Genomic DNA, 14066 nt, shown 5'->3' with positions numbered 1-14066 from the left:
AGAAGGCTCATGCAGGCTGAAACCGAAGCGATGAACGCGCGGATCACTATCGAGGGTTTGCACTGGTTCAACCGCTGGCGTCTGGGCAATGGCAGTAGCGAATCGTTCGTGGTGCCGTTCGCCACCACGCGCCCGGTGAACATCGTCACGCATGGCGACACGCACTTCGATTATGGGCAGTTCGGCATTCATCTGGCTCAGCAGGATGTTCTGACGTTTCTCGGCGATGCGTCCAAGGTGATCAACGCCAGGTTCATCGACTGCCGCAAGGCTTCCCCCAGCTTTAGAACTTCGCTGTCCCTGCAATTCTCGCCGGCCTCCAGCCGGACACTGGTCATCCCGCCAGGGGTGGCCCATACCTTCAGTGGGTTGGAGGGGGTGACGACGCTCAATGCCTACGACCTGTTCCTGCCACCTCTGACCTCGTTGCTGCAACCGACACTGGGCTGGACGCCTGAACACGACATCATCAATCTGCCCCTGGAGGTCGACCCTGCCAGCGTCGAGGGGGTCCAGCCCATGGGCGAGCCGGCCGCGAACCGGGTCTACCATCACCTGGCGGCATTGCAACGCTCGATCCTGTCGACCAGTGAGCTGTCCCACGCCGAAACCCGGCAGTTCACGCTGGACACCGGCGAGCATGTGCACATCATGCTGCAACCTGCCGTGCACGCTGCACGAGAGGCTTCGGCCTTTCCCGTCTCAGGCATCCCGGGGGTCGAGTTCAAGCGGCATGGATCGGTGCGCACAGGCGAGCACAGCCGTATCGTTCCGGTCATGGGGCCGTCGCCTTTCTACATCGTCGATCATGGGGCCCAGCCGTACAGCTTCGACTCGTTCGGCATCCACCTGGGCCAGGAAGACCACCTGACCTTTCTCGGTCCGTCCTGCCAGTCGATCAGGCTGAAACTGGTGGATGTGCGCGCAGGGTCTGCCACCCTGCATCGGGAAGAATGGCATGAGTTTCGTCCAGACCCTGAAATGGAACTGACCATTCCTTGCGGCGTGGCGCACGCACTGTTCGACATGGCCCACATCTACACCCTGAACCGCCCGGTGTTTTACCTCGACGACGCTCGCACCTACGAGCCCGGTAACGATGTGATCGACTGGCCGTTGGACGACCGGCCGTACCCTGTGCTCATGCCCAATGAAACGCTCGCCTCGCTCGGATACCTGGAAACCCTGGTCGAGGTGCAGAAACAGCTCACCGCGCTCGCGCCTGCGGCCGAAACGCCCAAGGCCCTGCTGGTGACCGACGAGGTCAGCGGACGGCAGGTCAAAGTGATCCTGACCCAGGCCGCGCGCAGTTCACCGGCTCCATGAACCGGTCGCTGTCGCTGCTCTTGCTGCTGGTCCTCAGCGCCGATGCCTTGCTGGTGTTCCTCCTGCCGGTGATGGTCTACGCCCACACCGAAAGCCTGGCGTGGTCGGGCCTGGCGTACGCCATGACGTGGCTGCCGCGGATCGTGGTGACGCCACTGGTGGGCAACGCCATCGACCGCTGGGGTGTGCGCAAGGTTTCGGTACTGTCGGACGTGCTGAAGTGGGCAGGGTGCCTGTGCGTGGTGCTGATGCTCAGGGCGCAACCAGGCCCACTGACGGTGACAGTGCTCGGTGGGCTGTTGAGCGGGCTGGTGGCCATCGGCAATGCGCAAAGCCTGATCGCCTACGAAAAGATGATCGCCCTGGTCAGTCGCGACGTGGACCGCGACGTCAACCTGCTGTGCCGCATCGATCAGCTGGCGATGGTCACCGGGCCGCTGTGTGGATTTCTCTGCTACGGCGCTGGCGTCGAAGCGCTCCTGCTGCTCGCGGCTGCGCTGTATGCCACCAATGCCCTGTGCTATGCGCGCAGCCGAATGATTCCGGACAACCGCTGCGCTGTCGCGCCCGAGGTCGACGGGCCGGGGCCGGGCAACCTGAGGCTGATCCTGGCGAGCCCATTGCTGCTCAGCACGGTGATCCTGTCCATTGGCAACAATGCGTTCGACGGGCTGGTGGAAGCGGGCGCGGTGAGCCTGATCGACCGGGCCATGGGACTGCCCATCGAGTATTTCGCCTTCGTCGATGTCTGCGCGGGGATCTGCGGAGTGGCCGCGACCGTGCTCTATCCGCGCCTGTCGGCGGCCCTGCCGCCCGTGCGGCTGTTCACTGCGGCGGCGTCGCTCACGATCACGGCCAGTGCCCTGATGATCCTGTCCCAGGCCTACCTGCCTGGTTTCCTCGTGCTGTATGCGCTGAACATCGCCGGCAGGGTGTGGATGATCAACTTCTGTCGCGGCCTGCGCATCCGCCTGGTGCCGGTCGAGCGCCTGGCGGGCGTGTCTTCGCTGATGGTGTTGATGAACCAGGGGGTGCTGCCGGTGGTGGGCATGGCGCTCTATCTGTTCGGCGAGCAGACGCGCAGCCTGTCTGTGCTGCTGCTCGCGGCCATCGGCGTCGGCGTACTTGGCGCCTGGCGCGTACGGGCTCACGCGGGCCCGCGCCCGGTGACCGACAGCCGCCCCTGCATGCCCGTCGATGGGCGATGAAGCAATGTCGTAAACGCGCCATTGCAAGGCGCGCGCAGGCATCTGTGCGCCCCGGCCCGGTCATACCATCGCCGCAAAGGGTCGAACTGAACCCTCCGCACAAAAAATGATCGCTGCCGGGAGAGACACGATGTTCAGCAAGCAAGACCAGATCCAGGGTTATGACGATGCACTGCTGGCGGCGATGAATGCCGAGGAGCAGCGCCAGGAAGATCACATCGAGCTGATCGCTTCTGAGAACTACACCAGCAAGCGCGTGATGCAGGCCCAGGGCAGCGGCCTGACCAACAAGTACGCCGAAGGCTATCCGGGCAAGCGCTACTACGGCGGTTGCGAGCACGTCGACAAGGTCGAGGCGCTGGCCATCGAGCGCGCCAAGCAACTGTTCGGCGCCGATTACGCCAACGTCCAGCCACACTCCGGCTCGTCGGCCAACGGCGCCGTGTACCTGGCCCTGTTGCAGGCCGGCGACACCATTCTGGGCATGAGCCTGGCCCACGGCGGGCACCTGACCCACGGCGCCAAGGTGTCGTCCTCGGGCAAGCTGTACAACGCCGTGCAATATGGCATCGACACCACCACCGGCCTGATCGACTACGACGAAGTCGAGCGCCTGGCCGTCGAGCACAAGCCCAAGATGATCGTCGCCGGTTTCTCGGCCTACTCCAAGACCCTGGACTTCCCGCGTTTTCGCGCCATCGCCGACAAGGTCGGTGCCTTGCTGTTCGTCGACATGGCCCACGTCGCCGGCCTGGTCGCCGCAGGCCTGTACCCCAATCCGCTTCCGTTCGCCGACGTGGTCACCACCACCACCCACAAGACCCTGCGCGGTCCTCGTGGCGGTCTGATCCTGGCCAAGGCCAACCCAGAGATCGAGAAGAAACTCAACGCTGCGGTGTTCCCTGGCGCCCAGGGCGGCCCGCTGATGCACGTGATCGCGGCCAAGGCGGTGTGCTTCAAGGAAGCGCTGGAGCCTGAGTTCAAGAGCTACCAGAAGCAGGTGATCGAGAATGCCCAGGCCATGGCCCAGGTGTTCATCGACCGCGGCTACGACGTGGTCTCGGGCGGCACCGACAACCACCTGTTCCTGGTCAGCCTGATTCGCCAGGGCCTGACCGGCAAGGACGCCGACGCGGCCCTCGGTCGCGCCCACGTCACCGTCAACAAGAACGCCGTACCGAACGACCCGCAGTCGCCGTTCGTCACTTCGGGTCTGCGCATCGGCACCCCGGCCGTCACCACCCGCGGCTTCAAGGTCGCCCAGTGCGTGGCGCTGGCCGGCTGGATCTGCGACATCCTCGACAACCTCGGTGACGCTGACGTCGAAGCCGATGTGGCGAAGAACGTCGCGGCCCTGTGCGCAGATTTCCCTGTCTACCGCTGAGTGGAGTCCCACATCATGCAACGCTATTCGGGCTTCGGCCTTCTCAAGCACTCCCTCAGCCACCACGAGAACTGGCAGCGCATGTGGCGCACGCCGACGCCGAAGAAGGTCTACGACGTGGTCATCGTCGGCGGTGGCGGTCACGGCCTGGCCACGGCCTACTATCTGGCCAAGGAACACGGCATCACCAACGTGGCCGTGATCGAGAAGGGCTACCTGGGCGGCGGCAACACCGCCCGCAACACCACCATCGTGCGTTCCAACTACCTGTGGGACGAGTCGGCTCACCTGTACGAGCACGCCATGAAGCTGTGGGAAGGCCTGTCCCAGGACATCAACTACAACGTCATGTTCTCCCAGCGTGGCGTCTACAACCTGTGCCACACGCTGCAGGACATGCGTGACTCCGAGCGTCGGGTCAGCGCCAACCGCCTCAATGGCGTCGACGGCGAGCTGCTCGACACCGCCCAGGTGGCGGCCGAAATCCCGTACCTGGACTGCTCGAAGAACACCCGCTATCCGATCCTCGGCGCCACCGTACAGCGCCGTGGCGGTGTTGCCCGTCACGATGCCGTGGCCTGGGGTTACGCGCGTGCCGCCGACGCCCTGGGCGTCGACCTGATCCAGCAGACCGAAGTCACCGGCTTTCGCAAGGAAAACGGCGCGGTCATCGGCGTGGAAACCAGCAAGGGCTTCATCGGTGCCAAGCGCGTCGGCGTGGTCACCGCGGGTAACTCCGGGCACATGGCCAAGCTGGCGGGCTTCCGCCTGCCGCTCGAATCGCACCCGCTGCAAGCGCTGGTCTCCGAGCCGATCAAGCCAATCATCGACAGCGTGATCATGTCCAACGCCGTGCACGGCTACATCAGCCAGTCCGACAAGGGTGACCTGGTGATCGGCGCCGGTATCGACAGCTGGGTCGGCTATGGCCAGCGTGGCTCGTATCCGGTGATCGAACACACCCTGCAAGCCATCGTGGAGATGTTCCCCAACCTCTCGCGCGTGCGCATGAACCGCCAGTGGGGCGGCATCGTCGACACCTCGCCGGACGCCTGCCCGATCATCACCAAGACCCCGGTCAAGAACCTGTTCTTCAACTGCGGCTGGGGTACCGGCGGCTTCAAGGCGACCCCGGGTTCGGGCAACGTCTTCGCCGCGAGTCTGGCCAAGGGTGAAATGCATCCGCTGGCCGCGCCGTTCTCCATGGACCGTTTCCACAACGGCGCGCTCATCGACGAACACGGCGCTGCCGCCGTCGCCCACTGATTCGGAGACACCGTCATGTTGCATATCTTCTGTCCCCACTGCGGCGAGCTGCGCTCCGAAGAAGAGTTCCACGCCTCGGGCCAGGCGCACATCGCCCGTCCGCTGGACCCGGCCTCCTGCTCCGACGTGGAGTGGGGCGACTACATGTTCTTCCGCGACAACCCGCGCGGCATTCACCATGAGCTGTGGGACCACGTTGCCGGCTGCCGTCAGTATTTCAACGTCACCCGCAACACCGAGACCTACGAGATCCTGGAAACCTACAAGATCGGCGAGAAACCGCAGGTCAGCGCCCGCGAACACACACCCGCGCGCTCGGCAGCCGTCAACGAACGGGGAGTCAACGTATGAGCCAGACCTATCGCCTCGCCAGCGGCGGCCGTATCGACCGCAGCAAGGTGTTGAACTTCACTTTCAACGGCAAGACCTACCAGGGCTATGCCGGTGACAGCCTGGCCGCTGCGCTGCTGGCCAACGGCGTCGACATCGTCGGCCGCAGCTTCAAGTATTCGCGTCCGCGCGGGATCATCGCCGCCGGCACCGAAGAGCCGAACGCCATCCTGCAAATCGGCTCCAGCGAAGCCACCCAGATCCCCAACGTGCGGGCTACCCAGCAGGCGCTGTACTCGGGCCTGGTCGCCACCAGCACCAATGGCTGGCCGAACGTCAACAACGACGTGATGGGCATCCTCGGCAAGGTCGGCGGCAGCATGATGCCGCCGGGCTTCTACTACAAAACCTTCATGTACCCCAAGTCGTTCTGGATGACCTACGAGAAGTACATCCGCAAGGCCGCAGGCCTGGGCCGTGCGCCGTTGCAGAACGACCCGGACAGCTACGACTACATGAACCAGCACTGCGACGTGCTGATCGTCGGTGCCGGCCCTGCGGGCCTGGCGGCGGCCCTGGCCGCTGCCCGCAGTGGTGCCCGGGTGATCCTGGCCGACGAACAGGAAGAATTCGGCGGCAGCCTGCTGGACACCCGCGAGACCCTCGACGGCAAGCCTGCCGCCGAATGGGTGAGCGCCGTGGTGAAGGAGCTCGAAGGCCTGCCGGACGTGACCCTGCTGCCGCGTGCCACGGTCAACGGCTACCATGACCACAACTTCCTGACCATCCACGAGCGCCTCACCGACCACCTCGGCGACCGCGCACCGATCGGCCAGGTGCGCCACCGCGTGCACCGTGTGCGTGCCAAGCGCGTGGTGCTGGCCACCGGCGCCCACGAGCGCCCGCTGGTCTACGGTAACAACGACGTGCCGGGCAACATGCTGGCCGGCGCAGTATCCACCTACGTGCGCCGCTATGGCGTGGCGCCGGGCCGCAAGCTGGTGCTGTCGACCAACAACGACCACGCCTACCGCACCGCGCTGGACTGGCACGATGCCGGCCTGCAGGTGGTCGCCATCGCCGATGCGCGCCACAATCCGCGCGGCTCGCTGGTCGAGGAAGCGCGGGCCAAGGGCATTCGCATCCTGACCTCCAGCGCCGTGATCGAAGCCAAGGGCAGCAAGCACGTCAGTGGTGCCCGCGTGGCGGCCATCGATGTGCAGGCGCACAAGGTCACCAGCCCCGGCGAGACCCTCGATTGCGATCTGATCGCCACCTCCGGCGGCTACAGCCCGGTGGTGCACCTGGCCTCGCACCTGGGCGGGCGTCCGGTGTGGCGCGAAGACATCCTGGGCTTCGTCCCCAGCGATACGCCGCAGAAGCGTGAATGCGTCGGTGGCATCAATGGCGTGTACCCGCTGGGCGATGCCATCGCCGACGGTTTCGAAGGCGGCGTGCGCGCGGCGGCCGAAGCCGGCTTCAAGGCCACCGTGGGCACCCTGCCGAAAACCGTGGCGCGCAAGGAAGACGCCACCCTGGCGCTGTTCCAGGTGCCCCACGACAAAGGCACCGCCCGTGCGCCCAAGCAGTTCGTCGACCAGCAGAACGACGTCACCGCCGCCGCCATCGAGCTGGCCACCCGCGAAGGCTTCGAGTCGGTCGAGCACGTCAAGCGCTACACCGCCCTGGGCTTCGGCACCGACCAAGGCAAGCTGGGCAACATCAACGGCCTGGCCATCGCCGCGCGCTCGATGGGCATCACCATCCCGCAGATGGGCACCACCATGTTCCGCCCCAACTACACGCCGGTCACCTTCGGCGCGGTGGCGGGCCGTCACTGTGGTCACCTGTTCGAACCGGTACGCTTCACGGCGCTGCACGCCTGGCACCTGAAGAACGGCGCCGAATTCGAGGACGTCGGCCAGTGGAAGCGCCCGTGGTACTTCCCCAAGGCCGGTGAAGACATCCATGCCGCCGTGGCCCGCGAGTGCAAGGCGGTGCGCGACAGCGTCGGTTTCCTCGACGCTTCCACCCTCGGCAAGATCGACATCCAGGGCCCGGATTCGCGCGAGTTCCTCAACCGCGTGTACACCAACGCCTGGACCAAGCTCGACGTGGGCAAGGCGCGCTATGGCCTGATGTGCAAGGAAGACGGCATGGTCTTCGACGACGGCGTGACCGCCTGCGTCGGCGACAACCACTTCATCATGACCACCACCACCGGCGGCGCCGCGCGCGTGCTGCAGTGGCTGGAGCTGTACCACCAGACCGAATGGCCGGACCTTAAGGTGTACTTCACCTCGGTCACCGACCACTGGGCCACCATGACCCTGTCCGGGCCCAACAGCCGCAAGCTGCTCAGCGAGCTGACCGACATCGACATGGACAAGGAAGCCTTCCCGTTCATGACCTGGAAGGAAGGCAACGTCGGCGGCGTGCCGGCCCGGGTGTTCCGTATCTCGTTCACCGGCGAGCTGTCGTACGAGATCAACGTCCAGGCCAACTACGCGATGGGCGTGTTGGAACAGATCATCGAGGCGGGCAAGAAGTACAACCTGACGCCGTACGGCACCGAGACCATGCACGTACTGCGTGCCGAGAAGGGCTTCATCATCGTCGGCCAGGACACCGACGGCTCGATGAACCCGGACGACCTGAACATGAGCTGGTGCGTCGGGCGCAACAAGCCCTTCTCCTGGATCGGCCTGCGTGGCATGAACCGTGAGGACTGCGTGCGCGAGGACCGCAAGCAGCTGGTCGGTCTCAAGCCGGTGGACCCGAACGTGTGGCTGCCCGAAGGAGCGCAACTGGTGCTCGATCCCAAGCAGCCGATCCCGATGGACATGGTCGGCCACGTCACCTCCAGCTACAAGGCCAACTCCCTGGGCTATTCGTTCGCCATGGGCGTGGTCAAGGGTGGCCTCAAGCGCATGGGCGAGCGTGTCTACTCGCCACAGGCCGATGGCAGCGTGATCGAGGCGGAAATCGTGTCTTCGGTGTTCTTCGATCCGAAGGGTGAGCGGCAGAACGTTTAAGGCCCGCGGATTGCGCCGAGCCAGTGGGCGCGGGCTGCATCACCCATGCGAGGTTGGCCGGGTGGCCGCCTCGCGGGTGAACCCGCTCCCACGCAGGCTCGGCGTTTCAGGGAATCACTGAATTCAAGGCAGGTAAGAAATGAGCGCTATCAACGTCTTCCAGCAAAACCCCGGCGCCGAGGCCAAGGCCCAGTCGCCGCTGCACCACGCTGACCTGGCCAGCCTGGTGGGCAAGGGCCGCAACGCCGCCGGCGTGACCTTGCGTGAACGCAAGTTTCTCGGCCACCTGACCCTGCGCGGCGATGGTCACAACCCCGAGTTCGCGGCCGGCGTGCACAAGGCCCTGGGCCTGGAACTGCCCGTGGCCCTCACCGTGGTCGCCAATGACGACGTCTCGCTGCAATGGGTCGGTCCGGACGAGTGGCTGCTGATCGTGCCAGGCGGCCAGGAGCTGGCCACCGAGCAGAAGCTGCGCGAGGCCCTCGACGGCCAGCACATCCAGGTGGTCAATGTCAGCGGCGGGCAGAGCCTGCTGGAGCTGCGCGGGCCGAACGTGCGCGAGGTGCTGATGAAGTCCACCAGCTACGACGTGCACCCGAACAACTTCCCGGTGGGCAAGGCGGTCGGCACCGTGTTCGCCAAGTCGCAACTGGTGATTCGCCGCACCGCCGAGGACACCTGGGAACTGGTGATCCGCCGCAGCTTCGCCGACTACTGGTGGCTGTGGTTGCAGGACGCGTCGGCCGAATACGGGCTGGCCATCGAGGCTTGAGGAGCGCTGCGCATGAGTCGGGCACCGGACACCTGGATCCTTACCGCCGATTGCCCGAGCAAGCTCGGCACGGTGGATGTGGTGACGCGGCATCTGTTCGAACAGAGCTGCTACGTCACCGAGCACCATTCCTTCGATGATCGACTGTCGGGGCGTTTCTTCATCCGCGTCGAATTCCGCGCCCCGGACGGCTTCGACGAGCAGGCCTTTCGCGCCGGGATCGAGGCGCGCGGCGCCGACTTCGGCATGGCCTTCGAGCTGATCGCACCCAATCACCGCCCCAAGGTAGTGATCATGGTGTCCAAGGCCGACCATTGCCTGAACGACCTGCTGTACCGTCAGCGCATCGGTCAGCTGGGCATGGACGTGGTGGCGGTGATTTCCAATCACCCCGACCTGGAGCCCCTGGCGCAGTGGCACAAGATTCCCTACTACCATTTCGCCCTGGACCCGAAGGACAAGCCGGGGCAGGAGCGCAAGGTCATCGAGGTGATCGAGCAGACAGGTGCGGAACTGGTGGTCCTCGCCCGCTACATGCAGGTGCTGTCGCCCGAGCTGTGCCGTCGCCTCGACGGTTGGGCGATCAACATCCACCACTCGCTGCTGCCAGGTTTCAAGGGCGCCAAACCCTATCACCAGGCCTACAACAAGGGCGTGAAGATGGTCGGTGCCACGGCGCACTACATCAACAACGACCTGGACGAAGGGCCGATCATCACCCAGGGCGTGGAAGTGGTGGATCACAGCCATTACCCCGAGGACCTGATCGCCAAGGGTCGCGACATCGAATGCCTGACCCTGGCCCGCGCCGTGGGCTATCACCTGGAGCGGCGGGTGTTCCTCAACGCCAACCGAACCGTGGTGCTCTAACTGCGAGTTTCCCCATCGCGACCTCGCCGCGCCCACGGTATTTTCAGTGGGCGCGACGGATCACCGCTGCGATGCACGCGATAGCCAGCAGCGCATTTCCCCTGCCGTAAACAGGCATCCCTCTGTCGCATCCAGTCACTGCGACGCCGCTCATCAGGCCCACAATTCCCCCATCCGGTAACGCATGCCGCCCATGGAAGGTGGCGCTTCAACCAACGCTGCACAAGTACAATTCGAGCGAGGTAAGAGCATGTCTGGTAACCGTGGAGTGGTATATCTCGGCGCTGGCAAGGTCGAGGTACAGAAGATCGACTACCCCAAGATGCAGGACCCGCGGGGCAAGAAGATTGAGCACGGCGTGATCCTCAAAGTGGTGTCCACCAATATCTGCGGCTCCGACCAGCACATGGTCCGCGGGCGTACTACCGCCCAGGTCGGCCTGGTGCTGGGCCATGAAATCACCGGTGAAATCGTCGAGAAAGGCAGCGACGTCGAGCGCATGCAGATCGGCGACCTGGTGTCGGTGCCGTTCAACGTCGCCTGTGGTCGGTGCCGCTCCTGCAAGGAAATGCACACCGGCGTGTGCCTGACCGTCAACCCGGCGCGTGCCGGCGGTGCCTATGGCTACGTGGACATGGGCGACTGGACGGGCGGCCAGGCCGAGTACGTACTGGTGCCGTACGCCGACTTCAACCTGCTCAAGCTACCCGAGCGCGACAAGGCCATGGAGAAGATCCGTGATCTGACCTGCTTGTCCGACATCCTGCCGACCGGCTACCACGGCGCCGTCACCGCCGGTGTAGGCCCTGGCAGCACCGTGTATGTCGCCGGTGCCGGTCCGGTCGGGCTGGCCGCTGCCGCCTCCGCGCGCCTGCTGGGCGCGGCCTGCGTGATCGTCGGCGACCTCAACCCGGCGCGTCTGGCCCATGCCAAGGCCCAGGGCTTCGAGGTGGTCGACCTGTCCAAGGACACCCCGCTGCACGAGCAGATCGTCGATATCCTCGGCGAGCCCGAAGTGGATTGCGCGGTCGACGCGGTGGGCTTCGAGGCGCGTGGCCACGGCCATGAGGGCGCCAAGCACGAGGCACCGGCCACCGTGCTCAACTCGCTCATGCAAGTCACTCGCGTGGCCGGCAGCATCGGTATTCCGGGCCTGTACGTGACCGAGGACCCAGGCGCGGTGGATGCCGCCGCGAAGATCGGTGCGCTGAGCATCCGCTTCGGCCTGGGCTGGGCCAAGTCGCACAGCTTCCACACCGGCCAGACCCCGACCATGAAGTACAACCGCCAGCTGATGCAGGCGATCATGTGGGACCGGATCAACATCGCCGAAGTAGTGGGCGTGCAGGTGATCAGCCTGGATCAGGCGCCGGAAGGCTACGGCGAGTTCGACGCTGGCGTGCCGAAGAAATTCGTCATCGACCCGCACAAGACTTTCAGCGCGGCCTGACGGCACACAGGGGCCGCCTGGCGGCCCCTTTCACTGCACCGGGCACTGACCGCCCATCAGCGGCTCGACCCTCCCGGAACAAAGCCCCCTCCCTCCAGTCCAACGCCTCGTTTCCCTGGCCATCCCGGCCCACGAGGTAGCTCCGATGAAAACCGTCACCCTGGCCAGCCTGCTGATCCTGCTGGCGAACCCTGCGTTCGCCTTCAACTGGAGCGATGCGGCCGATGCCGTCTCGGCCATGCAGGGCCCCAGTCAGAAAACCCAGGCTCAGGCGAACCAGGGCAACCTGCTCGGTGAGCTGGGCCGCGAGTTGAATGTCTCGCCCGAACAGGCCGTCGGCGGCGCAGGCGCGATGCTGGGCCTGGCGCGCAACAACCTGAGCAAGGCTGATTACAGCCAACTGGCCCAGGCCGTGCCCGGTCTGGATCAGCTCACCGGCGCGTCGGCGCTGGGTGGCTTGCAGGGGCTGGATCAACTGCTGGGCAAGGACGGCCGGCACCAGTCGGCGCTGAGCAGCGCCCTGGGCGAGGTGAAGAATCGCAATGACCTGAACAGCGCCTTCAAGGCCCTCGGCATGGATACCGGAATGATCGGCCAGTTCGCCCCGCTGATTCTGCAGTACCTGGGCCAGCAGGGCGTGGCCGGCTCATTGCTGCAGAACCTGGGCAGCCTGTGGGGCACCCCGGCAAGCTCGGTGCCGTCGGTGTGAGGGCTGCGGTGGTGGTCCACAGGTGCAAATCAGCGCAGCTCGGCGCGTAGCTGCTCGATGCGCTGGTCCTTGTCCTCCCAGAGCTGGTTCACCCAGGCCTGAATCTTCTGCCGGAACACCGGGTCGCCCTCGTAGTCCCCTTCGCACAGCGCCGGATCCAGTTCGCGTACCTGGATATCGATGATCACCCGTTCGATGCTGCCGTCGAGCAGCGCCCAGAAGCCGGGCGCCCGGTTACCGGGGTAGACGATGGTGACGTCCAGCAGGGCATCGAGCTGTTCGCCCAGGGCGGCGAGCACGAAGGCCACGCCGCCAGCCTTCGGCTTGAGCAGGTGGCGGTAGGGCGACTGCTGCTGCGCGCGCTTGACTTCGGTGAAGCGGGTGCCCTCCAGGTAGTTGACCACGGTCACCGGCTGGCGCTTGAACAGCTCGCAGGCCGCCTTGGTGATCTCCAGGTCCTTGCCCTTGAGCTCGGGGTGCTTGTCGAGGAAGGCCTTGCTATAGCGCTTCATGAAGGGGTAGTCCAACCCCCACCAGGCCAGGCCCAGCAAGGGTACCCAGATCAACTCCTTCTTCAGGAAGAACTTGAAGAAGGGCACGCGGCGGTTGAGGCTCTCGATCAGCGCCGGGATGTCCACCCAGCTCTGGTGATTGCTGATGCACAGGTAGGACGTCTGCGGGTCCAGCGTGTCGACGCCGCGAATGTCCCACTGGGTCGGGATGCACAGGGCGAAGATGGCCTTGTCGATTTCCGACCAGGTCTCGGCCACCCACATCACCGCCCTGGAGGCCTGGTCGCGGCCACGACCGGGCAGTACCAGCTTGAGCAGGGCGAAGACCAGCAGCGGGCAGATCAACACCAGGGTGTTGAGCAGCAGCAGGGTCGTGGTGAGAATGCCGGTCAGCAGGCGACGCATAGAAAGACTCTTGTTGTCTGAAATTTCTGGTTGGCAATGATAAGCAGGCCAAAGGCTTACGCCAAATGCCCGCTGCCCGGTGGAGCGGACAAATGTTTCACATTGTGTGGGTTAGGCTGCCCCGGCGCTCGCAACTTCTTCGCTGCAAGCGTGCCCTAACACTGTTTCAGCTCAAGGAACCGCGCCCCGTGAAATCTCTGCTCGCCCTTCTTTCTGCGCTCGCATTGCCGGCCATGGCTGCCGAGCCGACGCTTTATGGCCGCTACGAGTACATCAAGCTTCCCGAGATCGGCCAGACCCTCAAGGCCAAGATGGACACCGGCGCACTCACCGCCTCGCTCTCGGCCAAGGACATCGAGCTGTTCAAGCGTGACGGCGAGGACTGGGTGCGGTTCCGCCTGGCGACCAAGGACGCCGACGGCAAGGTCTACGAGCACCAGGTCTCGCGCATCAGCAAGATCAAGGCACGCAGCGGCGATGACGAAGACGAGGACGAGCCGGCCGAAGCGGCCCGCCGCCCGGTGGTGGACCTGGAACTGTGCCTGGGCGACGTCAAGCGCACGGTCGAGGTCAATCTCACCGACCGCAGCAATTTCAACTACCCGCTGCTGATCGGCGCCAAGGCCCTGCGCGAGTTCAAGGCTGCGGTGAACCCTGCGCGCCGCTACACCGCCGACAAGCCCAGCTGCTGACTCAGCAGCGCCAGGCACCAAGTTGCAAGCTGCAAGAACGAGCGGATCGGTATAGGCTCACCTCCGAGCGCTGTTCCGAAGCTCGCAGCTTGCCGCTTGAGACGCCA

12 protein-coding genes are annotated in these 14066 nt (G+C 65.0%); 11 read left to right on the top strand and 1 reads right to left on the bottom strand.

What is annotated here, in order from left to right; translation table 11 throughout:
* Positions 1 to 9 precede the first annotated feature (9 nt).
* From IAE34_RS16515 to IAE34_RS16470, 10 genes are all read left to right on the top strand, one after another.
* Positions 10 to 1326, top strand: a complete 1317-nt coding sequence (locus IAE34_RS16515) for a dTDP-4-dehydrorhamnose 3,5-epimerase family protein (protein ID WP_200140031.1) — start codon at positions 10 to 12, stop codon at positions 1324 to 1326.
* The gene (locus IAE34_RS16510; protein WP_200140030.1) at positions 1323 to 2534 is read left to right on the top strand and encodes a hypothetical protein; all 1212 of its coding nucleotides are present in this window, start codon (positions 1323 to 1325) and stop codon (positions 2532 to 2534) included. Before IAE34_RS16515 ends, IAE34_RS16510 begins: the two co-directional genes overlap by 4 nt.
* Positions 2535 to 2664: 130 nt before the next feature.
* Entirely contained in the window at positions 2665 to 3918 is a 1254-nt protein-coding gene (locus IAE34_RS16505; RefSeq protein ID WP_200140029.1) for a serine hydroxymethyltransferase, read from the top strand.
* 15 nt (positions 3919 to 3933) lie between these two features.
* Positions 3934 to 5184 carry a sarcosine oxidase subunit beta family protein gene (locus IAE34_RS16500; RefSeq protein WP_200140028.1) on the top strand — a complete coding sequence of 417 codons (1251 nt, stop codon included), beginning with the start codon at positions 3934 to 3936 and terminating at the stop codon, positions 5182 to 5184.
* A gap of 15 nt (positions 5185 to 5199) precedes the next feature.
* Complete coding sequence (locus IAE34_RS16495; RefSeq protein WP_200140027.1) at positions 5200 to 5535, top strand: sarcosine oxidase subunit delta; 336 nt, start codon at positions 5200 to 5202, stop codon at positions 5533 to 5535.
* The gene (locus tag IAE34_RS16490; protein WP_200140026.1) at positions 5532 to 8549 is read left to right on the top strand and encodes a sarcosine oxidase subunit alpha; all 3018 of its coding nucleotides are present in this window, start codon (positions 5532 to 5534) and stop codon (positions 8547 to 8549) included. Before IAE34_RS16495 ends, IAE34_RS16490 begins: the two co-directional genes overlap by 4 nt.
* A gap of 139 nt (positions 8550 to 8688) precedes the next feature.
* Positions 8689 to 9321, top strand: coding sequence for a sarcosine oxidase subunit gamma (locus tag IAE34_RS16485; protein WP_200140025.1), 633 nt, complete (start codon positions 8689 to 8691; stop codon positions 9319 to 9321).
* 12 nt (positions 9322 to 9333) lie between these two features.
* On the top strand, positions 9334 to 10191 hold the full coding sequence (gene purU, locus IAE34_RS16480; protein WP_200140024.1) for a formyltetrahydrofolate deformylase: 858 nt from the start codon (positions 9334 to 9336) through the stop codon (positions 10189 to 10191).
* Positions 10192 to 10441: 250 nt separating this feature from the next.
* On the top strand, positions 10442 to 11641 hold the full coding sequence (gene fdhA, locus IAE34_RS16475) for a formaldehyde dehydrogenase, glutathione-independent (RefSeq protein WP_200140023.1): 1200 nt from the start codon (positions 10442 to 10444) through the stop codon (positions 11639 to 11641).
* Between the two features lie 145 nt (positions 11642 to 11786).
* Complete coding sequence (locus IAE34_RS16470; protein WP_200140022.1) at positions 11787 to 12350, top strand: DUF2780 domain-containing protein; 564 nt, start codon at positions 11787 to 11789, stop codon at positions 12348 to 12350.
* A gap of 29 nt (positions 12351 to 12379) precedes the next feature.
* Here the strand turns inward: IAE34_RS16470 and IAE34_RS16465 are convergent, their stop codons facing one another.
* Complete coding sequence (locus IAE34_RS16465; RefSeq protein ID WP_200140021.1) at positions 12380 to 13267, bottom strand: acyltransferase; 888 nt, start codon at positions 13265 to 13267, stop codon at positions 12380 to 12382.
* Between the two features lie 188 nt (positions 13268 to 13455).
* Between IAE34_RS16465 and rloA2 the strand changes: the two genes are divergently transcribed.
* The gene (gene rloA2 / locus IAE34_RS16460; protein WP_200140020.1) at positions 13456 to 13959 is read left to right on the top strand and encodes a retropepsin-like aspartic peptidase RloA2; all 504 of its coding nucleotides are present in this window, start codon (positions 13456 to 13458) and stop codon (positions 13957 to 13959) included.
* Positions 13960 to 14066 lie beyond the last annotated feature (107 nt).

The organism is Pseudomonas sp. S30 (assembly GCF_016518545.1).
GTDB lineage: Bacteria > Pseudomonadota > Gammaproteobacteria > Pseudomonadales > Pseudomonadaceae > Aquipseudomonas.
Note: the sequence above shows the minus strand (reverse complement) of the source record. Positions and strands in the feature narration are given on the sequence as shown.

Coding starts and splice junctions, on each gene's coding strand:
- IAE34_RS16505 (WP_200140029.1), top strand. CDS start 2,665: ATGTTCAGCAAGCAAGACCAGATCCAGGGTTATGACGATGCACTGCTG.
- IAE34_RS16515 (WP_200140031.1), top strand. CDS start 10: ATGCAGGCTGAAACCGAAGCGATGAACGCGCGGATCACTATCGAGGGT.
- IAE34_RS16495 (WP_200140027.1), top strand. CDS start 5,200: ATGTTGCATATCTTCTGTCCCCACTGCGGCGAGCTGCGCTCCGAAGAA.
- IAE34_RS16490 (WP_200140026.1), top strand. CDS start 5,532: ATGAGCCAGACCTATCGCCTCGCCAGCGGCGGCCGTATCGACCGCAGC.
- IAE34_RS16465 (WP_200140021.1), bottom strand. CDS start 13,267: ATGCGTCGCCTGCTGACCGGCATTCTCACCACGACCCTGCTGCTGCTC.
- IAE34_RS16510 (WP_200140030.1), top strand. CDS start 1,323: ATGAACCGGTCGCTGTCGCTGCTCTTGCTGCTGGTCCTCAGCGCCGAT.
- fdhA (WP_200140023.1), top strand. CDS start 10,442: ATGTCTGGTAACCGTGGAGTGGTATATCTCGGCGCTGGCAAGGTCGAG.
- IAE34_RS16485 (WP_200140025.1), top strand. CDS start 8,689: ATGAGCGCTATCAACGTCTTCCAGCAAAACCCCGGCGCCGAGGCCAAG.
- purU (WP_200140024.1), top strand. CDS start 9,334: ATGAGTCGGGCACCGGACACCTGGATCCTTACCGCCGATTGCCCGAGC.
- IAE34_RS16500 (WP_200140028.1), top strand. CDS start 3,934: ATGCAACGCTATTCGGGCTTCGGCCTTCTCAAGCACTCCCTCAGCCAC.
- IAE34_RS16470 (WP_200140022.1), top strand. CDS start 11,787: ATGAAAACCGTCACCCTGGCCAGCCTGCTGATCCTGCTGGCGAACCCT.